The sequence below is a fragment of the Paenibacillus woosongensis genome (assembly GCF_009725165.1).
Taxonomy (GTDB): Bacteria; Bacillota; Bacilli; order Paenibacillales; family Paenibacillaceae; genus Fontibacillus; species Fontibacillus woosongensis.
In genome coordinates this window covers 17,708-42,796 of sequence record NZ_WNZW01000010.1, presented here as the reverse complement: position 1 = coordinate 42,796, position 25,089 = coordinate 17,708, and the positions used below count along the sequence as shown (strand labels likewise).

Annotated in this window: 13 protein-coding genes; 4 read left to right on the top strand and 9 right to left on the bottom strand. The window is 44.9% G+C overall.

Translation table 11 applies throughout. From position 1 onward, the window contains the following. Window positions 1-6: 6 nt before the first annotated feature. Complete coding sequence (locus GNP95_RS19465; RefSeq protein ID WP_155612514.1) at window positions 7-2,718, bottom strand: stalk domain-containing protein; 2,712 nt, start codon at window positions 2,716-2,718, stop codon at window positions 7-9. 1,015 nt (window positions 2,719-3,733) lie between these two features. Between GNP95_RS19465 and GNP95_RS19460 the strand changes: the two genes are divergently transcribed. Continuing rightward, on the top strand, window positions 3,734-4,405 hold the full coding sequence (locus tag GNP95_RS19460) for a hypothetical protein (RefSeq protein WP_196427252.1): 672 nt from the start codon (window positions 3,734-3,736) through the stop codon (window positions 4,403-4,405). A 714-nt stretch (window positions 4,406-5,119) separates the two neighbouring features. Here GNP95_RS19460 and GNP95_RS19455 read toward each other — a convergent pair. Next, window positions 5,120-6,466: a TolC family protein gene (locus GNP95_RS19455; protein WP_155612513.1), complete on the bottom strand. Its 1,347-nt coding sequence runs from the start codon at window positions 6,464-6,466 to the stop codon at window positions 5,120-5,122. 169 nt (window positions 6,467-6,635) lie between these two features. Between GNP95_RS19455 and GNP95_RS19450 the strand changes: the two genes are divergently transcribed. The 3 genes from GNP95_RS19450 to GNP95_RS19440 all read left to right on the top strand — a co-directional run bounded on the left by GNP95_RS19450 (window position 6,636) and on the right by GNP95_RS19440 (window position 12,191). Further along, window positions 6,636-8,042 (top strand): efflux RND transporter periplasmic adaptor subunit, encoded by a 1,407-nt coding sequence (locus GNP95_RS19450; protein WP_155612512.1) that lies wholly within the window; start codon window positions 6,636-6,638, stop codon window positions 8,040-8,042. Beyond that, a complete protein-coding gene (locus GNP95_RS19445) occupies window positions 8,039-11,209 on the top strand; it encodes an efflux RND transporter permease subunit (RefSeq protein ID WP_155612511.1) in 3,171 nt (1,056 codons plus the stop codon). Before GNP95_RS19450 ends, GNP95_RS19445 begins: the two co-directional genes overlap by 4 nt. Window positions 11,210-11,285: 76 nt before the next feature. Beyond that, window positions 11,286-12,191 (top strand): TetR/AcrR family transcriptional regulator, encoded by a 906-nt coding sequence (locus GNP95_RS19440; protein WP_155612510.1) that lies wholly within the window; start codon window positions 11,286-11,288, stop codon window positions 12,189-12,191. An 84-nt stretch (window positions 12,192-12,275) separates the two neighbouring features. On the opposite strand, the gene GNP95_RS19435 is transcribed toward GNP95_RS19440, so the two are convergent. The 7 genes from GNP95_RS19435 to GNP95_RS19405 all read right to left on the bottom strand — a co-directional run bounded on the left by GNP95_RS19435 (window position 12,276) and on the right by GNP95_RS19405 (window position 24,956). Continuing rightward, the gene (locus GNP95_RS19435) at window positions 12,276-15,689 is read right to left on the bottom strand and encodes a SwmB domain-containing protein (protein ID WP_155612509.1); all 3,414 of its coding nucleotides are present in this window, start codon (window positions 15,687-15,689) and stop codon (window positions 12,276-12,278) included. Window positions 15,690-15,901: 212 nt separating this feature from the next. Next, on the bottom strand, window positions 15,902-17,104 hold the full coding sequence (gene metK, locus GNP95_RS19430) for a methionine adenosyltransferase (protein ID WP_155612508.1): 1,203 nt from the start codon (window positions 17,102-17,104) through the stop codon (window positions 15,902-15,904). A gap of 248 nt (window positions 17,105-17,352) precedes the next feature. Continuing rightward, the gene (locus tag GNP95_RS19425; protein ID WP_155612507.1) at window positions 17,353-17,628 is read right to left on the bottom strand and encodes an alpha/beta-type small acid-soluble spore protein; all 276 of its coding nucleotides are present in this window, start codon (window positions 17,626-17,628) and stop codon (window positions 17,353-17,355) included. 138 nt (window positions 17,629-17,766) lie between these two features. Continuing rightward, entirely contained in the window at window positions 17,767-18,300 is a 534-nt protein-coding gene (locus GNP95_RS19420) for a hypothetical protein (RefSeq protein ID WP_155612506.1), read from the bottom strand. Window positions 18,301-18,430: 130 nt separating this feature from the next. Further along, a complete protein-coding gene (locus tag GNP95_RS19415) occupies window positions 18,431-20,950 on the bottom strand; it encodes a hypothetical protein (protein ID WP_155612505.1) in 2,520 nt (839 codons plus the stop codon). 157 nt (window positions 20,951-21,107) lie between these two features. Further along, window positions 21,108-24,089 carry an S-layer homology domain-containing protein gene (locus GNP95_RS19410; protein WP_155612504.1) on the bottom strand — a complete coding sequence of 994 codons (2,982 nt, stop codon included), beginning with the start codon at window positions 24,087-24,089 and terminating at the stop codon, window positions 21,108-21,110. A 525-nt stretch (window positions 24,090-24,614) separates the two neighbouring features. Further along, window positions 24,615-24,956, bottom strand: coding sequence for a hypothetical protein (locus GNP95_RS19405; protein ID WP_155612503.1), 342 nt, complete (start codon window positions 24,954-24,956; stop codon window positions 24,615-24,617). Between the last annotated feature and the right edge of the window lie 133 nt (window positions 24,957-25,089).

Below are 25,089 nucleotides of genomic sequence, written 5' to 3'. Positions count from 1 at the left end.
ATCATATCATGATTCAAGGGTAATGGATTTGGTTTTCTTTTCCCATTTTACATCGATACCAAGTGCTTCCGACACCAATCTCAATGGGACCAAAGTCCTTCCATCTACAATAATCGGTGAAACCGTCGATTGCTTTCTTGTACCGTTCATTGTAAATTCCTTCTTGCCTACGGTCAGTTCCATGACATTACTGCCCGACAGCACGGTAACTTTCTTGGACGTAGCGTTCCATTCCGACTGTCCGCCAAAATGATCGAGCACATATCTAATCGGTACATATGTCGTATCGTTTTGCAGCAGCGGAGCGACGTCGATGCCTTGTTTCTTGCCGTTAACGGTCAGAGATTTCTGGCCTACAGTCATAACTACTTTTGCGCTGGGGAGGCCGGTATCTCCATCCATAACAGGCGAAGTAAATTTAATATTATCAAAAGACACGCTTCCGGTTAAAGCACGCTCGTCCTGTCCTTCCTCCAGGTTAACAAGGTATAGCCGTTTCAGCTTGGCCGAAGGCTTCAGGCCTGCTGCACTCAGATCAACCGTCAGTGTCTTCCAGCCCGAGAAATTAAGCGGTTTGGCCAAATCCACGTACACCGCCTTGCCATCGGGATTTGCAAACTCTGCCCGCAGCCAATTCAGGCTGGAATCACCCAGCACATCTACCGACATTGCCGTCGAGCCGTCAGGAATGCCTCTTCCTGCAGTTCCATTGAATTCCGCATAGGCAAATTTATTGCCTGTCCCGTTCGTTAAGTCATAGTCAAGCTTAAGGATTTTGGAGTTCTCGCGTTCTCCCGTTCCTTGTACAACCATAGCCGTTCCGGCAGCTTCGGAAGGAAGTCCTTTAAAAGAAATCGGGTAATCCGTGTTCTCAAAGTTCTCCCAAATTTGCTCCTCCGCGGTTGATAGAACGATTGGCGTCGAACTGAATCCATCATATTTTGCCGTAGCATAAGCCACTTTAGCTCCTGCATTTACGGATTGCACCGTCAGTACGCCGCCGGATACCGCAGCCTTCATTCCTTTAAACTCCCAGGTCAAGGATTCAGCCGGCACCTCTATGCTTCGCCCGTCCTTCAGCTTGGCCTGCATTGGTACGGACACGCTAGTACCTGCCGCAAGCGGCGCATAGGTTGTCGTTGAAGCGAGACTATCCAAATCGCTGCCGCCTAGGACAGTCACTTTCATGCTTGCCTTCGCATCACCGCTAACCGCTGTAATTTGCGATGTCCCGGGCTTCACACCCTTAAAGCCCGCTCCCGTCCAGCTTATATTACCGTTATCCGCCTTCCAGGTTGCCTGAATCCCCGAAGCGTCCACCGGGTTATAGTAAGTGTCATACCCTTTCAGTGAATATTCTGCCGTCTGTCCAATCAGAAGCGAGGAGGCTCCGCTGACCTTAAGCCCCTTCAGCGTTCCTTGGGGCGCTGTTGTATATATGCCCAGCCCGTTGGCCACCGCACGCTGCGATCCGTCTCCATTGGACGTTGTGAAAGTCAAGGTCGCTTCATTCTCGGCTAGTGGACGATCGACCATCGTCGTTGAGCCTCCGCCATCCAGGTTGAGTCCCTTCCATATACCGATTGCAGCCATGAACTTCTGCAGTTCGGCCAGGGTCATGCCGGAGCTGCTATTGTTCTTCTCCGCAGCGATCAAATAGGCGTATTTGCCATCCTGGGAATAGCCGATCGCTGTGCGGGCAACCGCGCTGCTGCCGCTAATGCTGGTCACGGAGCGCGTGAAAGAGGATGGCTTTCCCTGGTCTACAAGCAGCGTATGCCCCCCGATCATCATTTTCAGGTCAGCCGGATTCAGCTCTTGACCGCTGCTAAGTGAACGAAGCCGGTAGTTTGTATCTAGTTGCTGCCCCACGTACAGGTTGGCGGCCACGAAATCGGCTGCCGTGCCGTGAGCCCGCAATATGTAGCCATCCGAAGGCACTGTGCCTGGTATAGGCGCTTTAATCGATATCTGCTGTACTACGCCGCCTTGGACGAGCACCTCTGTAGGTGTTGTAGAACTGTCTTTAGGGCGATCTTCGGACTTCCAGGCGCTTGTATATATATACATTTTATTAGCATGGCTGTAGGTCTTGTCTGGTTCTGTGATGTACGCTTCCTGATTGATGCCGGATAGCGGAAAGGTTAGACCGCTGTCAGTCATCACACTTCCCTGGAACTCAAACCGGTCGATAATCGGGGTCCGGTCATTCCGCAGGGCAAAGGCATACATCCCCGTCAGCTGCGACGGGCTCGTTACGACCGTTCCCTGGGATACCGCGCCGCCAAGCGCAACGCCCTGCCCTGTAGTCGAGAAGAAATCACCGTTAACGCCTGCTACCGCGCCAGTCTCTCTGGCCATTCCCTGAACGGACTGCCTGGTCGTTACCTGCCCCCCCTTCCCTGTCATGACATCCAGATGGACGTAAGGATTTGTCAAATCGACTTGAATGACATCGGCAAGCACCTTCACCGATTTGCCGGATCTCGTAGTCGTATATTGATATTTTAATAGCTTGGCGCCAGACGTAATGTATTCTTCACTTAATTTCACCGCCTGCTCTGAAGCCGCATGAGCCGTTGAGGCAGGCCCAAACCACTCTGTCCCAACATTCCACACAGGCTGAATCCATATCATACCGGCCAGCGTAACAAGAATAAGCTTCTTCCCGTTTCTGACAGCAAACCGAACCAACTTCGTGTCTTTGCGAACTACCATTGTAATTTATTACTCTCCCATCTGTATGCGTTATGCCAAAAATCGATCCCTATTCTTCCATTCTGGGAATCTAGTACATAAATAATAGACTACTTTTAGACGGAAAAGTTACGCAAAAGTAACAAGATTGATAAAATGGAACGAAATCAGGGACGATTAGGAGGAATGGAATGTGCCGTGATGGGGCGAGTCGTTCTACGTAGGTGGGGATTGATGGGTAGGTGTTGAGGGGTTGGTTCGATGGGTTGGTTCGATGGGTTAGTTCAATCGGTTTGCGGGAAGGGGCGACAAGTTGATGTCAGTGGTAGCTTGAGGCTATGACAATGGCAGAATTGAGTAGGCATAGAATGAAGCAGGGTAGGATGAAAGGAACGGATAAATTATAATAGAATTATGAAATGCAATAGGTTGAAGTGATTGGAATGAGTCGGATTGGAGTGATAGGGAGGAATTGTAACATCACATGCTGCTGAATGAACGGAAATAAGCGATGCGGAACTTATTATAGATGATAACAATTGGATTTACTGTATCTATTCTAAAGAAAATACTCGATGAAGAGAATTTAATTGGATTCACGGTGCTTAAATCAATCACAACAGCAACCTTTACATTTGTAAGCCGTTTTAAATACTCCAAATCCAGCTAAATTCAGCCTATCATGAAATTAAGTTAAATTAATTGCAAGAATTCCATTTAAATTACCGTTACCATACCGTATACCATCATGCCATTATACCATTATGCCGTTATGCTGTTGTACCGTTATACCGTACCGTACGCCCTATGCCGCTATGCCCCTATGCCATCCACTCCCCTTTTTAACAAGCCTCCCATCCCCTGCAGGAAATAATATATTCCACATCTGTACCGCTAGCTAAATGCGATACATATTCGTATAATGGTGATATACATGACGAAGAACGTCCTGTCCCTTAAAAAGTGGGCAGGACGTTTTTGTATGCTTTAGTGTATGTTCTAATATCCATCAAATTTGATCGGGAGGCAGGTAAACATGGAATTCGAAAAAGCCCACAGGCAGTTTATTAACAATCATATTTTGCGCCGTAAAGGAGAACGTAGAGCTCGTCTTGAGAGAGGCCACGGACATGGAGAGACACTCTTTCTGAAAAATGTCTGGTGGCCCCTGTATAGAAACCTCGATCATCTTCATCCCGAGTACGAGGTCCCAGATTGGCGCGGGCGCTCCTACTTCGGTGATTTCGCCTTCTTACCAGGGCATTTAAGATTCATACTTGAAATTAAAGGCTATGGTGCGCATGTTACCGAGATGGACCGGACCAAATACAGTAATGAATTGAATCGCGAGCTTTACTTGCAATCACTGGGCTACCGAGTTATATCACTAGCATACGATGACGTTGCCAACAGGCCCGAAATATGCCGCAACTTGCTGCAGTTGCTTTTCAACCGTTACCTGACACAACAACAGCCTCTTAAACCAAGCGCTTTGGAAGAAGCAGCAGTTATTCGCCTTTGCCTAAGTTCTATCCAGCCCATCCGCCCCAAGCAAGTAGCAGATCATCTTTGTATCGATCATCGTACGGCCATTCGGATTTTACGTTCACTAACTCAAAAAGGATGGCTTCGCCCTATTTACTCCGGCGCAGGATTGCGCGTACATCAGTATCAACTCAATAGAAACGCTTGGGACTTAATAAATTGACTTTATGTTTACCTGATTTAAGATATCAGCTTGCGCACGTGTAACCTACTATTATAACCCGACTCCTATGACTTGCTGACCTGCCCCTTAACCTATTCTTGTGATTCACTTAGTCCGATGATTCACTGACTCCTATGACTTATTGACCACAACTTACTAACCCTTATAACTTACTGGGCCTTATGAACAACGTGGATCGAACCAGTCTGGCTCACTTCCATAATCGCAATAATTAGATTTAGATGGATTGCCCGTATCTGTTTTAGCCTTATACCATGACTTAGATAAAATAGCTGGGTTTCGTGTATCTGCTGCATTGTTTTTTGGACTGGCTTCCTTATCCAACTCATATTAACTACAAGAATTCCAGCCAATCACATACTCTGCGATAATGTTCAAACTTTACATATAGAAAATCCAGCTATTTTTGCGAGCTATCCTCCAATAAATCCAGCTAATTGCGAATCATTTTCGAATCGGCGGCGTACAGTAGTTTGTATACCAAAACATGTATTTTTAGATAGTCACTAACTTAGTTATTACAACAGCATGCCTGCGGAGCGGTTAACAACAACGGTTAGCGGATAGCCAATTATAGCGGTTGCCACGTCTAGCGGGCTAACTGATAAACATAAAAAAACGCCCTGCCATCTCTTAAAATGGAAGAACGTTTTTCATGGCCGGGTCTGTCAAGTGCCCCTGCCACACGGGTCCTTACATAATGAAGCCTTCTTCAAGCGCCTCTACGGAACGCTCTACTACGTAAAGCTGAATTCGAGCCAGCTCCTTCGCCAGTTCCTGCTGCGTCAACATGAATGCTGACTTGTCATAATCATGACGAGAGATTAATCCATTGTCGAATCGCTTTGTCATGTGTATACTATCTTGCTTTGCGTTATTATAATCGTTTACTGCATTTTCGTAAGCCTTATAAGCTAAATCTGCATTACTATACAGTTCATCAATTTTTTTGTTAAGCTCGATCCGCGTTTTCTCAGCCTGCTGTTCTGCAATACGCACATTCAGTTCCAGCAGATCTTCCTGGTCCTCATTGGTAGTACGGGTATGACTCTCTTGATGTTTTGCCAAGATGATGGAGTTCCATTGCCGCTTCATTTCAAATGATTTTTCCAATATACGCTCCCGCTTCAATTGGCTGATCGGCTGCGGGGTGAACTCCGGCAGATCTGCCAGCTCGATATTGGGATCATAGACGATGCCAAGGTCAAAGCTGAACTGGACTAACGCCAATTCATATTTGTTTTTTAGTCCATCCAGCTGCTGCTCCTGCTTTTGAATTTCCCTTTGCGCTTCAGTAACCTTGACCGCCGAAGTCATGCCCATCTCCTGCAGCAGTTCGGCTTTTCTCAAGTCGGCCTTCAGGACCTCCAAGTACTCTTCGGCCACAGTCCGTTGTTTGTCGAGCGAGAGCAGTTCCGCATACTGCGAAGTCACCTGCAGCTTAATTCCTATGCGAGCCTCCTCCAAATCAAGAACTGTATTGGCCTGCTCCATCTCAATCTGCTTTAAAGCAAGAATCAGCTGGTCGCGTTGCCCTTGCAATTGTTTGTTCATCGCATCGGCAATATTGCCAACACCATTCAATAACTGATTCACAACCATATTAGTTTCTAGCGTCGGATACAAGGATGGCAGCATCTCCTCCGGAATCTCGCCATATTTCTCCTGAATCTCCTCAATGGATTCCGGTAATGTATAGGAGCTTCCCGCCCCTCCGCTGGCATTATTGAGCTCTTTTTGCTGTTCTTTAAGGCTTCCTTCATTTAATTTTACAGCCGTCAGTTTTAATGTTAATAGTCTGTAATTCAGCGAATGATCCAACGATAACTTCAACACCTTATCCAGATCCAGGCGCTTAATGGGCATTAGGGTGCCCGAATCGATAAAGGAATCCTTTAACACCTCTTTGAGAGTCGCTTCCTTCCCGGTACGAATCGTGTTGTCTTCGTCCGTACTGGCGGCATGGACTGCTACCGGCCCCGCTGATAAAAGACTCAAACACAGCAGTGACGATATCATTGCCGATAGACTTTTTTTCATAGAAAAATTACCTCTCTCTCCCAAATCAGACTAGTCATATCGCTCCCATAATATCATCAGAAAATGGAGAAATCAACTTTTGCACCTTCGCTTGACAAGCGCGCCACGACTGGGTTACTTTAAAGTTAAAAAATTTACTAGGGGATAAACTTAGGAGGAGAGGAACTGGATGAAAGGACGTTGGCCGGCTCTATTTTTAGCCATTTCAATGATGATGTTTACAGCAGCATGCGGTTCAGCTGATAACGGGACGGCATCGGGAGAAGTAGCAACCGCCGTACAGGTCATTACTATTGAGAAAGAACCTCTGAATGCAGAGTACAATTTCTCGGGAACGCTGAAGCCCGAACAGGAGGCAAGCATTTCCTTTCAAGTTGCGGGACAGATTGAACAGACGCTAGTGGAAGCAGGCGATCCTATTAAGGCAGGGGATGTCCTTGCTGTCATTGATGATGAGAATGCGCAATTGCAGCTGAAGCAAGCACAGAACGGCGTAGCTCAGGCCGCCGGTCAGCTCAGCGCCGCCAAAGCGGGGGTAGAAGCAGCACAGGCTCAGGCCAAAGTGGCCAAAGCGCAGCTGGATACAGCCGAGGCCAACCTTACTGCCGTGGAGAAAGGCGCCTCCGCCCAGAAGCTTGCTCAGACTCAGAATGCAGTCGCCATGGCGCAGAGTGCCTACGACAAATTCCTGGCAGATGAAGAGCGTTATGCGAATCTTTATTCTGCCGGACTAATATCGCTGGATGATTATGAGAAATTTCAACTGCAGCTTAAAGATGCCGAAACATCACTGGAGAACGCCAAGCAAGTGCTATCTGAGCTGACCGAAGGCGCTACTGCAGAGCAGCGCAAGTCGGCCCAGGCTGGTGTTGAACAGGCGAAAGCCGGTAAAAGCGCAGCCGAGGCAGCCGTAGAGCAAGCTAAAGGCGGACAAATGCAAGTACAAGCGGCATACGACCAGGCCATGATCCAACTGGAGCAAGCCCAACTGGCATTAAGCAAAACAAAACTGACCGCTCCGATAGACGGCGTTATTTTGAGTAAAAGGGCGGTCGTTGGCCAAATGGCTCCCGCTGGAGCTGAAGCCTTTGTCATCGGCACGATCGACACACTGATGGTTCCGATTGCCGTTCCAAGCGAGCAAGCTGACCAGTGGAAACCAGGACAAGTGGTTGCACTTGAGCAGAACGGAAGCAAACGGCAAGGCACTGTCATAAGAGTCTCCCCTGCAACCAATCAAGGAACAGGAACATTAACTGTGGAAGTGAGCGTTCCTAATCCTAAGCAGGATTGGATTCCAGGACAAGTGGTTCGTGTAGGCCTGTCCTCCGCCGGGCAGGAAGGTATTTTTGTACCAGCCGGAGCGGTAGTTAGTAACGGTCAGGAACCTTATGTGTTCAAACATGTCAATGGCAAAGCCGTCAAAACGGTGGTCGAATTAGGTGCCCGTATCAGCGAGGATAACCGCTTGAGCATTGCCTCGGGGCTTCATGAGGGTGATGTCGTTGTCAGCATCGGGGCAGATCGCTTATTTGACGGAGACACGATTACGGTCGTGGAGGATAATGCAAAATGATCGAATATACCATACGAAAAAGAAAGATTACCCTCTTATTATTTATCATTTTAATTATATTCGGTATTTTTAGCGCGACTACACTCCCCCGTCAGGATATGCCTGACGTCGTGTTGAAGCAAGCTGCAGTCATAACTGTTTTCCCGGGAGCTACGCCAGAGCGGGTAGAGCAGTCGGTTACTAAAATTTTGGAACAGACGATCAAGCAGGTTGAAACGATCGAAACGATTGAATCGACCAGCTCAAGCGGCGTTTCCTCCATTATGGTATATGCTTATCCGGATGCAGACGCAGCTGCCACATGGGATCAATTGCGAAAAAAGGTGGAGGATGCCACCGCCGATTTGCCCAATGGCGTTCATAAACCTATTGTTAACGACGACCTGATCTCCTCCTTCATTGGTTCCTATGTAATCTCTGCCGATAATCCAGATACATTGTATGCTCTCAGTGATCTCATGATTGAATGGCGGGATAAGTTACGCCAGGTGAGCGGCGTTGCAGATGTAAAAATCGAAGGTATTCCTGAAAAGGAAGTGAGCATTAAGGTCGACCTCCAAAAACTAGAGCAATACGGCATTCCGTGGGAGCAGGTTGTGCAAGCTGTAACCAATATGAATAACCGTACACCGCTCGGCTCGCTGGATTATGACTCTCGCAGCTATGATTTGGTCGTCTCTGATATTGCTGATGCCGAAGAACTGAATGAGGTACTCATTAGCAGAACGCAGACCGGATCTCCGGTATATTTAAAAGATGTCGGTCAGGTTCAGCTGGCGGACATGAAGCCGGCCTATCTTGCTTATTACAACGGGCAGCCTGCCATCTCCATTAATGTGTCCGCACAGACCGGTTCGGACGTGCTGACCATGGATAAATTGATTTCTCAGAAGCTGGATGAGCTTAAGGGAAGCTTGCCCAGCAACGCACATTTTTCTCCGGCCTTTGGTCAAAAGGAAGTCGTCAGTAAAATGTTCAGCGAGCTGCTTCAGGAGATGCTGGTCGCCATTACTGCTGTTATTTTGGTCTGTACATTAGGGCTTAATCTAATGACGTCGCTAATCGTGGCTGCGGCCATACCGATTTCCATAGCGATAGGCATGATCGCGATGCCTTTCACAGGAATTACGATCAATGAAATTTCTATCGTAGCTTTGATTATTGTACTAGGGATTCTGGTCGACGATGCCGTCGTGGTCAACGACAATATCGAACGCAGATTAAGCGTACTGGGGGAAAGTCCCGAAGTCGCCTCAATCAAAGGCGCAAAGGAAGTATCCGTATCTATCCTGACTGCCACCCTATCGACCATTTTTGCATTTGCACCATTGCTATTTCTAACCGGGGATATCGGTTCCTTTATTAAGCCGCTCCCTATTGTCATTTCCTGCTCCATGTTTGCTTCCATGATTATGTCGCTAACCATCATACCGATCTTCCGCCAGTGGCATGAGAACCGGCGCAGACAACGGGCAGCCAATAGCAGGGCTGCAGATGGAGAGGTCACAGATCAGCCGAATAACCCTGCTTCAGAGGAGGCAAAGCCAGCAGGCTTGCTCGGCAAACAAATTCAATCGTTAACCACATGGTATTCCGGCACTCTGGTCCCGAAAGTACTTAAAAAGCCTAAATTGTACGCAGGCATAGGCCTCTTAATCGGAACAGCCTCCTTCAGTTTAGCTTTGATCACACCGATAGATTTATTCCCTGAGTCTGAGGATCCTCATGTTAGCATTAATGTAGAAATGCCTGTAGGTACATCCTTCCAGGAGACTCAGCGCATGGTGAACAATATATCCCAGTGGGTGGAGAAGCAGCCCGAAACTGAGTTTGTCAGCGTGGGTGTAGGCGGCAAGGCTCCCCAGTTATATTCTGACATTACCAATGCCCTTGCCTCTTCAGCTTCTGTCGGACAGATTTCTGTTATTGGCAAACCGGGTTTATTTAAATTAGATACAACCGTCTCCGCTTGGGAAGCGGAGCTGAAGCAGCAATTCCCAGGCGCAACAATTTCGACCCACGTCCCTAGACTCGGAATTCCCGTAGGTTCTGCGGTTTCCGTCCGGATTGCCGGTGAAGATCTGGGTACGCTGCAAAAGCTGTCACAGCAATTAAAAGAGAGAATTTCCAAGTTAGACGGCGCCACTGGAATCAAAGACAATTTCGGAAACCAGAGCTATACGCTAGAATTTGAAGTTAACAACCAGGCCATGGACGAATATATGATCGATTACAGCACGCTGACGCAAACGCTGCGGCTCATGGGCGATGGGCTTGACATCGGTGACTTTGATACAGGCAAGCAAATCGTCGATATCAATTTTCAAGCTTCGGCTCAAGGGGCAAGTCCCAACGAATTGTTCCAGCAAATTTATATTACCAACAAACAAGGGGTCCAAGTTCCTTTAGCACAGCTAGCTGAAATGAAGTCGGCATTTACAACGCAAAAAATTCAGCGTTATAACCTTGAACGTATGATCACAGTGGAAGCAAATGCGGTTGGAAAAACAGCATCTGAGCTAAACGCCGAGGTACGCGCTATTTTGAATGACATGGTTATTCCAAATGGGTATTCGATTGAATTTGGCGGTGAAACTTCAGATCAGGCGGATATATTCGGGGATTTGGCTATACTGTTCGTCGTCGTCATTTTCTTAATCTTCATTATGATCACGATCCAGTTCTACTCCCTATCGGCACCGATTATTATTATGACCACGGTATATCTGGCTGCCGCCGGCGGAATCATTGGAATCTTTGTCTCTGGATCATCCATTGGCTTCATGAGTATAATGGGGATCATTTCACTAGCGGGTATTGTCGTACGTAACGGGATTGTCTTCCTTGAGTTTATTGAGGATGCGCGGCGGGAAGGAGTCGGTTTGTACGAAGCTGTCATCTCCGCAGCAAGCGCTCGTTTCCGTCCTATCGTACTCACTTCGTTTACGGCCATGTTCGGAATGCTGCCATTGGCGATCACAGGAAGCATCTTGTTTAGACCTATGGCTTTCACCATTATATTTGGATTGATGTTCTCGACCGTTCTAACGCTGGTCGTCGTGCCTTCCATATACATGGTAGTCGCGAATTGGAAGGACAACCGGCGTAACCGCAGACAGACTCCAGACCCATCTATCTCTACAGCTACAGATAGCGTCTCCATGTAATCGGCGGCCTCACTTGCAAATTTACAGATTTGCAGGTGAGGTCACCGCTACTTACTTTAATGAAAGGAACCCTTAAATGAATAAGGATAAAAAGGAAGTTATTTTACAAAATGCTTTGCGGCTTTTTGGCGAAAAAGGATTTGCATTGACCACAGTTGATGAAATCGCCAAAGAAAGCGGGATGACCAAGCCTTCTTTATATAAGTATTTCGACAGCAAAGAGACATTGCTGTTAGAGAGCATCTCCAATTTAAGCAAATCATTGGATAGAGAGGTTACCAAGCTGTATCGTAACTTAGAGCTTACTCCCAGCGAACGTCTTGTTGAGCTTATGGCAACTTACTTGAAGGTGGTCCTGAATCATAACTTTCAAACATTGATGTTCAACATGTTCAACATGCCTGCGCTAAAAAATTCAGGCGACGAGAAAATTCGAAAAGCATGGACGGATTTAGAGGAGAAATTCTATCTTTGGTTTGAAGATTGCATCACGGATACGTACGGAAAAGATATTGAGAAGCATGCTATGGACATCATCTTTATCGCCGGCAGCATTTTATTGGAATATTTCCGGCTTATAGGTTCGGATGTCCCTGATCGACAATGCCGAAGCCTTGCTATATATGTCGGTCAGGTTATCCACATTCTAGTCGAAGGGTTTAACACTCCTGAAATGCGCAATGTTTCTCTGTTCGAATTTTCTCCATTAGACAAAAAAGAGAATTGCAAAGTCAAGAACGCTATTTGGGAAACCCGCCGGTTACATGAGGTGTTCGAGGAGTTAGACAGCCGTATTAGTAACAACCCAATACTAACTGACACAGAGAAAGCGAGCTATGGCGAGGCTCTGAAGAAAATACGGGAGGAATCTTTTGAGTCATCACAGAACAATGTGGTCTTAGATGCTCTGGTTCTATATTTAGAGCAGGTAGAATCATTAAGGGAAGCATGTACGGAGCTGCGAGCTTTGATGAAGAAGTAGTTAATTAGACCATTGCATGATACCGTCAAATCATTCTGTAGGGTTAATAAATGAGCCTAAGGCGTTCGCCTTAGGCTCATTTCTCTATATATAATTCAACTTCTCCAATACTCGTTTCAACATTGCAGCAGCTTGAGCCCGAGTAGCGTTGCCCTGAGGCTGGAAGGTGTCAATGGAGACCCCCTGGATAATTCCTTCCTTTACCGCTTTGGCCACGGTTTCCTTGGATTGAATTTTGCCGTTATCCTTAAAGCGGCCCAGCAGTTGCGCGGAGGTGAGTCCGTCTAAGGAAATATCTTGTCCCGCATAAGCCATCGCACGAACTAGCATGAGTGACATCTGCTCTCGGGTAATGTGGCTGTTCGGCTTAAACGTACCGTCCATGTTTCCGGCAATGATGCCTGCTTTGGTAGCTGCCCCGATATAAGCTCCTGTCGTGCCTGTCGGAACATCCGGGAAGCGACGGGCGCTCGCTTCATCTCCTTCAAGCCCTAAGCCTTTAGCTATGAAGACGGCAAATTCCGCCCGGGTAATATTGCTATTCGGCTCGAACTGGCTGCCTTGCCGGCCATCAATGATGAGCTTGCCGGCCAGGTTATTGATGTTCGCGCTAGCCCAATGGTTCCTAGTATCGCTGAAATAACTGTACCCTAGAGCAGGGCCAACGATGATATTTCCACCTATTTTACCATTGAAAATAACATAGTTGCCGCTATTCGTCACCTTTGCAGGAACGAAAGAAGAACTCCGCGACGATAAATTATATTTAATAAGGGATATCTGCGTCTCCGCAATTGGGTTTGACACACCTGGATTCACTACCCGGAAATGCACACGGCCTGAGTGGCTGACGTCTACTGCATCTTGAGTAGACGTTCCATTATAGGCATATACACTTATTTGGACCGGATCCCCATTTGGCGTGACCGTCACACCATTGCTGTAATTCTGCGTCGGCAGCTGAACTCTGTCCATCGGCTCGATTTGAATCGTAATATACGCAGAATTTAAATTATTAACGAGCAAGGAACGTGAGATTTCCGGATACGGTATTTTCTCGATCGGAAGCTCATACATTACATTTTGATGACGAACAGCTATGGATCCTGTTTTGCCAAGACCGTACATATTTACGATTGCGCTTAATGGCCAAGAGACCTCTGCCACTTTGTCCGTATTAGGAACCTCGAATACTAGCTTCTTGTTTAGGGCATTACCATTAATGAGGAATTGAAAGGCTTCCTGCAATTTAGCTTCATCAATGTTATATTTTCTGATGTTCTGCTGTTTGTTTAAAGATAGGCCCTCCCGCACCTGCGCGGTATTCAAATTAAGCAAATATCCATTCAGATCAAAATCCGACGATGGAAATACCGTCATAAACGATGGCAAGCTAGCATTTCCTGTGGAAGCGCCCGGGCTTCCAGCGGTAAGATTCTGTACGGAAATGCGGCTATAGGCTTGCAGCGCTTTTCCGCTGCTGTCATATAACGGCGCAGAACCCGGCATATACGAGAGATCGACTACCTGGCCTGCGTTCACGGATGTGCCTAACTTAAGGGTAATCGTGTCGCCGCTAATGCTCACCGATTGAACCGTCCGATTCGACTGATCCACATTCACGCTAAATTGATTGGCCGATGCAGAGCTGCCCGATCTCAATGGAACATTGTAGGTGATAGTAATTGTATCGCCGCGAATGACTGCGGAGCGGATACCTTCCGCCACCATGTTATAACTCACAGGTTGCAGGTTAATATAGCCTGCAAGATTACCGTTCAAATCAGCAATTCCCCCTGAAGCCGAGACATAGGATAAAGTTACATTCTGATCTTTGGAGAAAGAAGAAGCAAGTGTCAGAATAACCTGGTTAGTCACAACCTCAATCCCTGTCACATATACCGGGGAATTATTGACCAAAACAGAGTACTGGCTCTTCATCGGGATGCTTGTGCTTCTCAACGCTTCATTATAGGTAATGATGATTTTGGACCCGGAGCCCTCGACTTTTGTAAATTCCGGCGCTTTATTATCGTTATAATTCCGGACAAAATAATCACTGAATGCAGCAATATTCTGACCGCGGTAGTCCTGCAGCGGATAAGATCCCGGCGTGTAGGATACTTGAACAACGTCGCCATTCGATACACCGCTGCTTAAATATAAATATACATAAGCTCCGCTTCTGCTGATTCTATTAATTCCTTTAGTTTGATTACCAGCAGTTACCTTAAATTGCTGATAAGCATGGGTAGATACATCCTTCAGACTTTCACTGAAACGCAGCGTCAATGTGCTGCCCGATATATAGCCCTCTTCCGGCTTCGGCAGCACGGAATCGATGCCATTCGTAACTTCTCTGTCCGAAAAAGCTGCCGCTGCATTTCCAGCTAAGTCTTGGATAGGCCGGACACTGCCACTTGTATAACTAATACGGATATTTTGCCCTACAGCTACTCCTGTTTCTAAGTATACATATACACTGTCCCCAGAGGTGTATGCGCTGCTTATACGACGCTCTTCACCATTGACGGTCACCTTAAAGCTGGAGGTATACAAACTATAAGAAGTATCCAGTCTTTCATTGTACAACAGCCTGATCGTTGTATTCGATTGCATTGTAGCTTTCTGGAGGACTGGCGCCGTCTTGTCTACCCCTGCAGTCTGAAATGACCATCTATTCGTGCCTGTTAGGCCAGCATAATATATAGAAGAGTTCTGGGCATCATAGATACTATTGCTTGGAATTTCAACGTAGTATCCCGTGCCCGATTCCAATAAACTGCTTGGAGTGATCGTTACTTGGTTTCCGCTAGCAGTTACCGTAATGGGTACAGAAGCATTATTGGATGACTTCTTAAGCGTAATTCCCCCATTAGTCACGCTGCGATTGATGTTCACATTGCGATTAAATGTGATAACAGGCTTTGTGTTTACGTTGGCGCTATTACTGCCGTTTACAGGACTGAACGTAGTTGCGGTCAATGCTGTTGTCGCTGCATTCGCTGTTGTAAAAGACCAGCTGATCGCTGATGAATTTACACCTCTAGTTTCTCCGACAATAAATGTTCCTGCTGGAATTGTAATGGTGTATTTGCTACCATATTGCAAATTCGTAGGCGGTGTTAAAATCATGGAATTCGTATAAGTTGCCTGAGTTACGGTAACGTCCATTTTTTCAGTATATCCAGAGACTTGCCTAGAAATCGTAAACGTTTTTTGGCCATTCGTCCGCACCTTGTTATTGCCGAACTTTACTTCCAATTTTGTAGTTACAGGTACTGCCGTACCTGTAGGACTATAGGTTGTCGGAGCGCTGCTAATCGCTGCCAGCAGTCCTTTGCTGAGCAGCATATTTCCTGTGTTCAGTGGCATAGAAGCCGTTGCCACCGGTTCACTTAAGCTTTGACGATGATTGCCGACAGCTCCTGCAGTCGCTCCCAGTAACATGTTCATCATCAACACTGCAATAATCAGAATCGAGATCCTTCTTTGCATTTTCACGTTCCCCTTTCCGTCCGATCCATCATTCTGTATATAACACCGCTTCCTCGCGGCTGCCAAATACACACCTATGTATATTAACGGCAAATGAACTCCCCAAGTTTAGAACAAAGCGTAAATTTATCGACACAAACAAAAAACGGATACTCGAATTGCATAATTGCAATCAGAATATCCGTTCTGTGGTTTATGAATAACTCTCGTTCTTAAATACCTGCTTGGGCTTTCAACGTCTCTGCTTTGTCTAGACGCTCCCATGGCAGATCAAGGTCCGTACGGCCAAAATGTCCGTAAGCTGCTGTCTGACGGTAAATTGGACGGCGTAGATCCAGCATATTAATAATACCTGCAGGACGAAGGTCAAAGTTCTCACGGATGAGCTCAACGAGCTTCTCTTCTGGAATTTTGCCTGTTCCGTACGTATCGACGTTGATGGAGACAGGAGTCGCAACACCAATCGCGTAAGCGAGCTGAATTTCCAGCTTATCGGCCAGACCGGCAGCTACCAGATTCTTAGCAACATAACGTGCTGCGTAAGCTGCGGAACGGTCTACTTTTGTAGGATCCTTACCCGAGAAAGCACCGCCGCCATGGCGAGCATAGCCGCCATACGTATCTACGATAATTTTACGTCCGGTAAGCCCGGCGTCACCTTGCGGTCCGCCAATCACGAAACGGCCTGTAGGGTTGATGAAATATTTCGTTTGCTCATCGAGCAGCTCTGCAGGAACGACAGGCAGAATGACATGTTCTTTAATATCCTTCTGGATTTGCTCCAGCGTAATTTCCTCGGCATGCTGAGTGGATACAACAATGGTATCTACACGAAGGGCTTTGCCATCTACATACTCGATTGTCACTTGGGTTTTGCCGTCAGGACGAAGATAGCTCAGCGTACCATCTTTACGTACTTCCGCCAAACGGCGCGCAATACGGTGGGACAATGCAATCGGCAGCGGCATGAACTCAGGAGTTTCATTCGTTGCAAAACCGAACATCAGCCCTTGGTCGCCAGCACCAATATTTTCTGTTTCTTTGTCTACTTGAGCCGGATCACGGTGTTCCAGAGCTGCGTTTACACCTTGAGCGATATCCGCAGACTGCTCGTTTAGCGATGTCAATACAGCACATGTATTGGAATCGAAGCCGTATTTTGCACGGGTATAGCCAATTTCGCGAATTGTCTTCCGCACAAGCGCAGGAATATCCACGTATTCGGATTTGGTACTAATTTCGCCAATGACAAGTACAAGACCAGTAGCTACAGACACTTCACACGCAACGCGTGCATAAGGATCTTCTTTAAGAAAAGCGTCAAGCACTGCATCGGAGATCTGGTCGCAAATCTTATCCGGATGACCCTCAGTAACGGATTCAGAAGTAAACAAATGGCGTCCTTTGATGGACATATCAATCAGCCTCCCCATGTGGATAGTATGGCGTTTGCCTAAGTATCCAATACTAAAAAATATTGTACAATGCGCTTCATAGTTTGAATGGGCTACCCTGCCACATTGTGAGGATTCCCAAAATTAAGCTAACAGCAAAAAATGAACCTTTTCCGTAGCGGAAAAGGTTGATTTGACAATCCTTAAAAGTCATATTAACGCATTTGCCAGGTCATGTCAAAATAAAAAAAGACAATTTTAAAGAAAAATTATTCCACTAAGTTCCTTTGGGCATGGGCAATTAGTCTTTTTGTGATTTCCCCGCCGACAGAGCCATTCTCTCGGGAGGTCAGATGGCCCCAATAGCTTGAATATCCGGTAGTTGTTCCACCTGTGCCAAGCTCCCCTGCAAATTCTGTATCGGCTGAACCAAGCACTCCTCCGGAGCTGCTGACCGGCAGCCCGAATTCCGCCGCGATTTCATATTTCCATTGGTGTAATACCTGATGGCTTTCCGGGATAAGCTTTCGATTGCTTCTCGCCATTATTCGAAACACCTCCTGATTTATCTTGCTTTCAGGAGTAGTATGCTTCAATTTCAAGGGGGTAGCCATCTCAATGTTTGTTACTTACGGTGCTATCCTTCCATGGAAGGATGCTCCATAACCCATTCTATGCAAGCATTACTGAATGGAATAACCGCCGCGAACCATAACCGTCAGTGGATGAGTCTGGCCCTCCTGATGCTGAATGCCACGCCCCGCTCTTGGGAAAGATAACAAATGATTGTTCGTGACAATCCCACCGTTCGTAATATCCTTCCCATCCGTCAGGTCTGCTACGCCATTTTGATCTTCACTGTAAATAACGGCTTTACCCGCCCGTACCACAAATTCTGCACCTGCAGCAGCGACTAGCTTCTGACCAGGCTTGACCTCGACAATTTTAACTTCATCCGAGGAAGATGCTGCTGTGTTCCCTGCTTGGGCACTTGAGCTTGAATCAGTGCTTCCCTGCGAGGAAGAATTGCTGCTTCCCCCCTTTAAGGCCTGTTGAATTTGCTGATCTACATAACTTTTTGTCACAACAGGATCATCAGCGGTTCCTGGCTGATTCGTCACTCCGGCTCCTTCCACCTTCTCATTCAACAATGAACCGGCCCATATTCCTCCACCAATCAACATGGCTGCGGCTGCCACTTTCCATGTAGTCTTCATGATGAACCTCCTAATTAGGAATTGCATTTTTCAGAATCTTCCTGTCTATGAATCTCTTTCATCATAATAGGTTTAAAGGATGGAAACAAGCAAAAATCCCTCTACGAGGGACTTTTGCTTGTTATCCGTATTAAAACAAATCTTCATTTACAAAATATGCAGCCTTTGTTGCAATCTTCGTTTTCTCCCCTTGATAAGAATCAAAGATGGAGAACTGGAAGGCTCCAGATCTTGTCGTAGCAAAAATTTGATCATTGATTACAAATGAGAAGTTCTGATTGTTGCCTACGAGGAAATCCTTCTCGAGCTCAATTTCTTTTTCAAATCTTGCCCCGCTGGAATCAGTCACTTCAAGAATAAATTTATGCTGGAATTCGCCCATATCGTATGTCAAATCGCGCTTCAGGTCGTACTTCATCTTCACTTCCAAGCCTGCAGAATTCGTACGTCCTTCGATCTCCTTGATAGTTAAAGTGTATGGGAACAATTCGACATCTTTGAGCGTATCTTGAATACTTCTACTATCCAAATTCAATTCCATGGAGGAAGCATTAACATATCCTGTTGGTTTGCCTTCAGCTTCCGTGAACTTATCCTCTGAGATACTCTCACCTACAACCAGGTTCCAGTTGGAAACCGTTGTTCCTTTAGGCACCTTTGCGGAGAATGTGACCAAGCTCGACGACTCTGGTCCTACCGCATGCTTGACTTGATTTACATCCGCTTTGTAATATTGTCCATCATCAGTCAAGAAATAACCTGCCAACTGAGATAGGTTGGTTTGTTTATTTTCCAGATTTCTCATAATTACTTCGGTATAGATAATATCGCTAGTACTGCCCTTATACAAATAAGTCTTCCGCGTTTTCAGGTCGGATTTTCTGCCTGCAGTGTCCAGATTGAAATACGATCCTTCAGCAATTTGTTTTAGGCCACTCGTATTGCCGTAGTTAGAGAACATAATCCAGTTGCTTGTTTTATCGGTACCCGTCTTTTGCAGCAATTGTACCTGTAATTGAGAGAACTTCAAGCTGGCTGGGACATTAGCAACTACATATACGCTTGTCTTCTCACCCGCCCCAAGAATTTGGCTGGTATTCGTATTTACCAAATGGACGGTGCTGCTTAAAGCAGTTAAATCCATTTTGTAGGCTCCTGCAAATTCCGGCAGCTTAGCTGCTTTTGTACCCTTGTTAACAATTGTAATTTTTGTGGCGAGCAGGTTGCCATCATTCCATGGAAGCTTTTGAATCGCATCAAGCGTAACGCCAAATACACCATCATTATTTTTAATAGTGCGTTCTTGACCCTGTGCATACTGCATTTCCGTGTAGTCTGGCAAATTATAAATTGCTACTGGGTAACTATTCACCTGCGAAGGTGATGGTTCTTCACCCGATCCCTGTGAGCTGCCCGTTGGCGTTTTCATAACCAGATCGATCTGATCTTCATTCGCAATGACCGGTATGGTCCCATCTACGGAAATGATTTGTTCCTCATTTGGTTCTATGATCATACCTTCTAAGCCACTAGCAATAAGCGGGTATGTTTTCCCTCCAACTTGAACATCGAATGAATAATTAGGGATAGTAACCGTCTTATCTCCCTTGTTGGCAATAGAAAATTGAATTGAAAGGTCACTTTTCCCAAAGCTTTGATTTCTAGCAATACTAACTACTTTTGTTACAATGTTTGTACTATCAATTTTCAACAATCTCTCTTTATTAGCTGCTGTTTTAGAAGATTGTCCCTGTTTAGTTCCAAGACCCATAGAAGCTACAGGTATATCACTTTTCGCTGTCTCATCATTTTGAACCAGCAGCAACTGCAAATTATTCAAATTTACGTTTTTTGGAATCTTGGCGATCAAATTTAACGTCTTATTCTCTTGAGGATAAATCTTAATATTCGTGCTGGCTGCATCCGGTGTTACAGCAAAGGCAGTTCCACTAGGTGTCTGAACAACGTATTTAAGGCTTGGGTTGTCTATAGTACTTGAACCTGTATTCTGTAAATACAATGCGATATTTACATAGTTAGAATCACCGGATCCCAGAACGTTAACAGACATAACTTTCGCATTTGCTGAAAACTCATTTAAGGTTAGCTTCCTTGTTGTATTCACAGGAGTAGCTACAGCATATGTAGAGGGAATGTTTATGCTTCCTAATACTTGCTCATAGCCTGCCACACTAAAATCCCATTTCACGATTTGGAAATTTAGATCACTATACTTCAAATGCTTGGCTATTTTTGTCGTATAGGTAACGTTAACTGAAGATCCTGGTACAACCTTCTTCTTCTCCTTATCCGCCCCTACCACACTAACACTGTATACCGTACCAGATTTTGTTTTTACCTTCGTCCAGTAATCGATTAATGATAAAGTCTTGCTGTCATTATTCTGATACGTAAGGGTATACGTCAGTATGTTCCCATCGCCTTGAGATAAAATATTCACATTACTTAATTTCACAGTACTTTTACCTGAAATTTTAACTCCGCTTAAATTGCCTAGTGTCTTTACAGCTTGCGCGGCGGCTGCCTTATTATTTTGCGTATTCATTGCTGCATCTGCAGCTCCAGCGGCACTCTGGGTCATTAAGGCAGCTACAGCCAGTGAAGCTACAACCATCTTCGTCCTATTCAAGATTAAACCTCCTAATTAAAAAGTCGTATATAGTATATACGCATTAAATTAAAAAAAGTTCAAGAAAAAATTCAAAATGCAGCATAATTTGATTAAATCTTAATCTTTCTTGAAGATATAAAAAAAAGCGAGCCATTAGGCTCGCTTTTTTTACTTATTAATAAGTAGTGTTAGCTGTGAAGATTTCAACGCTGTTTCCATCGTTGATATCGTCTGTGATAGCACCTTTACCACCTTTGAATTCAATGCGGATTCTTTCACCAGCAGTGAATGGTCCTTGTACCTCTACGCGCAATTTAGATCCGTTAGCAGATACACTTAGAACAGTGTACTTAGTATCGCCAACTTTAACTTCGAACAGATCATTGATAAATGCAGCGGAGTACTTAGCACCTTGGTTCACTCTGATATCCTCAGTCATGTTGAAGTCAAAGTACACAGCATCTGTTACAGAACCAGGACCTACAGCAACTGAGCTGTCCTTTTTCTTAGGAGCAATTTTGTCTTTCAGCAGTTCATTTTCGTGTTTAGGAACTTTGTTTCCAAACACATCAGAAGCAGCACCTTCAGCAATATCTAGATAGTAAGGACCAGCTTCGGAAAGTTTGTTGGAACCTGTGAATTTCAGGATCAACGTCTTCTTGTCACTGCTCAACTCTGCACTGCTTGGAGTTTGGTCATTAACTTTAAAGCCAGTTCTGCTGTAGCTATTGATTTTAGCGCCGAATTTAACTTCAACTTTTTCAGTGGATACAGCTTCGGATTCCCCAACTTTAATATTGAATTGGCTTGCAGCAGCATCAATATTTTTAGTCAGTACAGAAGAATCGTTGCCATCTTTAATGATATTGCCTTCTTTGTCAGCAACATAATGAACTTCAACTGTATCGTTAACAACAGCTTTCATATCATCAGCAAAGTCACGTGCATCAAGACGAACACTATCAGAGTTGTAGATGTTTACTTTACCTTCGTAAACGTATCTCTTATTGTTCTTAACTACAGCGTACTTGTCAGCGATAAGAGCACTTCCAGTACCGCTTGTTGCAAGATCAGTAGAGAATTGAAGATACAGATAATTATCGTTATCGCTCAACCATGCACGCTCAAGTGTGTTATCACCCAAGTTGGCAGTGTTGATTTTGATGGATTGAGGAAGCATTGTGTTTTTCACGTATGCTCTGTCACCAATACCAGAAACTTCGAGTGTGTACTCTTTGTTATCGCCAAGATCGTTACCCAGGTTAACTTTAACTTGATTGTCAGTTTCAATCTTATCAGTATCAACAGCTAATTCTGGATGACCTTTGCTATCGATCCAGTCGATGTCAGCAATTTTGCCATCGCTGTTTTTGAGAACATAGTTCTCAAGATCTTTAGCATCATTTTCTCTTACTTTTTCACTGAATGTCAACGTTACGATATAGTCGCCATCTTTCTTCTCGACTTTGTTTTTGATGATCGTTGGACGAATCGTATCCAGTGTTGGAGTTACTTTAGCGTCGCGATCAGCTTTGTTATCGCTGTAATCTCTAACGCCTTTAACATAAACAGTGTTCTCATTGTAGTTCATAGGATCTTTAAGGTAAACTTTAACCTCATCATCCTTGATGTCATAGCTAGTAGCACCGTTTGAAGTAGTATTTACATAAATATCTTCAATGTCTTTGATCGTTTCGTTGAATTTGATTGTCAGTTCTTCCAAATCATTTGTTTCAACAGATACGATTTCAGGTGCTGCAGTATCTTCTGCAACATCAAATTTGTTGTCAACAGGAGCAATTCTCAGATCAGAGTAATCTTTTACGTTGCTCACAGCTACTGTGTGCTCGCCAACTGGCAGGCTTGCATTCACAATGACAGTGTTAGGGTATACATAAGTTACGGATCCACCAATAGTACCGCCATCGATTTCGTAGTTGCTGGAAAGTGTTGCATCAGCTGCTTGAACTGGCTCACTAAATACGATTTTGAACGCTTTAGTACCTAGTCCAACAACTTCTTTCACAGTCGGTGCAGTAACGTCTACAGGAGTGAACTTAACATCTGTATCAAACGTTACAGTACCATCTTCGTTTTTCACGTTGGAGATTGTAAGAGTAGTCTCGTCTTTGTTCTCAAGGCTTCTGCCAGATTGTGTCAACAACAATGTTACTTGAGTTTTGTCGCTGGACAATTTAGCGGAATCTACATCTACATTTTTGATTTTATAATTGCTCTTTTGTTCTGCAGAAGCTTTATCTACAGTACCGTCAAAAGTAACAACGATTTCTTTCAAGTTGTCAGCTTTAACAGTATCAACTTTTTGAGCCACAGTAGTAACATAAGTTACTTTGTGAGTGTAGTCATGACCGTTGTGAGAGAATTTCACTTCAGTTTCTTTGTTAGGCGCAAGAGCTTCGTCCAAAGTTACTTTCACAACTTCGTCGTTGGAGAGTTTGAACTCAACAACTTTACCAGCTTCAGACACTTCATAGGAAGCTACTGTAGGAACTTGGTTAGCTTCGTAGATTGCATGAGCTGCTACAACTACTTGAGCGCGAGTTGCGTTTGCTTGGTAGTTGATGCCGGACTCGATCAGGCCTTTATCAAGAGCTGCTTGAACATAGCCTTTAGCCCACTCAGTTGCAGTGTTGTTAGTTTCAGCTGGAACTTCCAGTTTCAACGCTTTAACCAGAACTACTGCCAATTCTTGAACTGTCAGGTTGTCGTTCGGTCCAAACAGTTGTTTAACAGCGTCTTTACCTGTCAGAATGCCAGCTTCAGTAGCTGCTTCGATGTACTTAGCTGCCCAGTGGTTAACACTGTAGTTTTGGTCTTTGTAAGTAGCTACGCCAGGAACAGGCTCAAGATCGATCGCTTTAACGATGATCGTTGCCAACTCAGCGCGAGTAATTGTTTTGTCAAGGCCAGCTGTTCCATCTGGATATCCAGTTACGATACCAGCTGCTTTCAAAGCATCAAATTGTTGTTGTGGAGTCAGCTTTGCATCAGCACCGAATGCTACGGAAGCAAACATGGAGAATGCCATTGCTGTAGACAAAGCTACGGATAAAATTTTCTTCATAACCTTTTTTTCTCCTCCTTGAATATCCTTCATATGAGAGTTTTCTTTAAATGAATAGCTCGTGTTACTCATTAGCCATTGCACCTCCTTTCCAGAGTCTTGAGCGAGTTCCTATAAATTAGGTCTGCGGTTAACCGCAGAAACTTGTAAACGAAGCAAACAAATAAACATAGAAATAGACGAGTTACCTAATCCTACCTAGACATTATACAATGTATACCAGCAACCGTAAAGCTAATTTTTCTAATAGATAGACAAGTTTCCCCATAAGGTACAACTTGGTTGTCTAATTTCGTCGCATGAATTGGTCATCATTGTAAATGCTCTACATCTTAAACGCAGCAGAATTCAAAAAGTTGCGCCCTTTTAAAAAATAATTTGCAACTTTGTTACTTTTCTAAGCTTATCCTCATTTACAACTTATTTCTTATCTTACCGTCTGACGGAAATTAGTATAACATACCTGTTTATCCCAGTCATTAAGCAACATTTTCCAATACCCATTATCATTAGCCTATGCGGTGACAGCGCAAATAAGACGTCCAATTGGACGCCTTATTCTTCTAAGAATAGAGAGATTATTCCATTATAAAGTTATCATCTAACCTTCATGGCCAGCTGGATAATCCGGGCACGCATTTGAGGATCTGTATTGAGTTTCGCATACATATCTTCAATTGCTTTCTTGTTGTCCTTGTAGGTCTTCTCATGCTTCATTGTCATATGCGACCAATCGATCAGCTCATTCTCAGCATCGCGCAGCGCGTTGAATGCTTCATGGAATCCAGTTTCTACTACTAGAGTTTCCATCACTTCCTGAGTTACCTCTTGGACTTTAGCCGCTTCTTCGATTCTTTTCTCCAAAACTTTCGATTTATCCTCGAATTTTGTCTTTGCTTTCATATAGCCTAGCTGAGCCTTCGATAGGATCGGTTTCATCTGTCCATATTCACCCTTTTGCTAAAATGTCTACTACTTCATTTGTTATTGTAACGTAATCCCCAACAAATTACAAAATGTTGTAATTGGAAAAAAGAGAGCCTTCCCGCATCACGGGCAAGGCTCTTCAAAT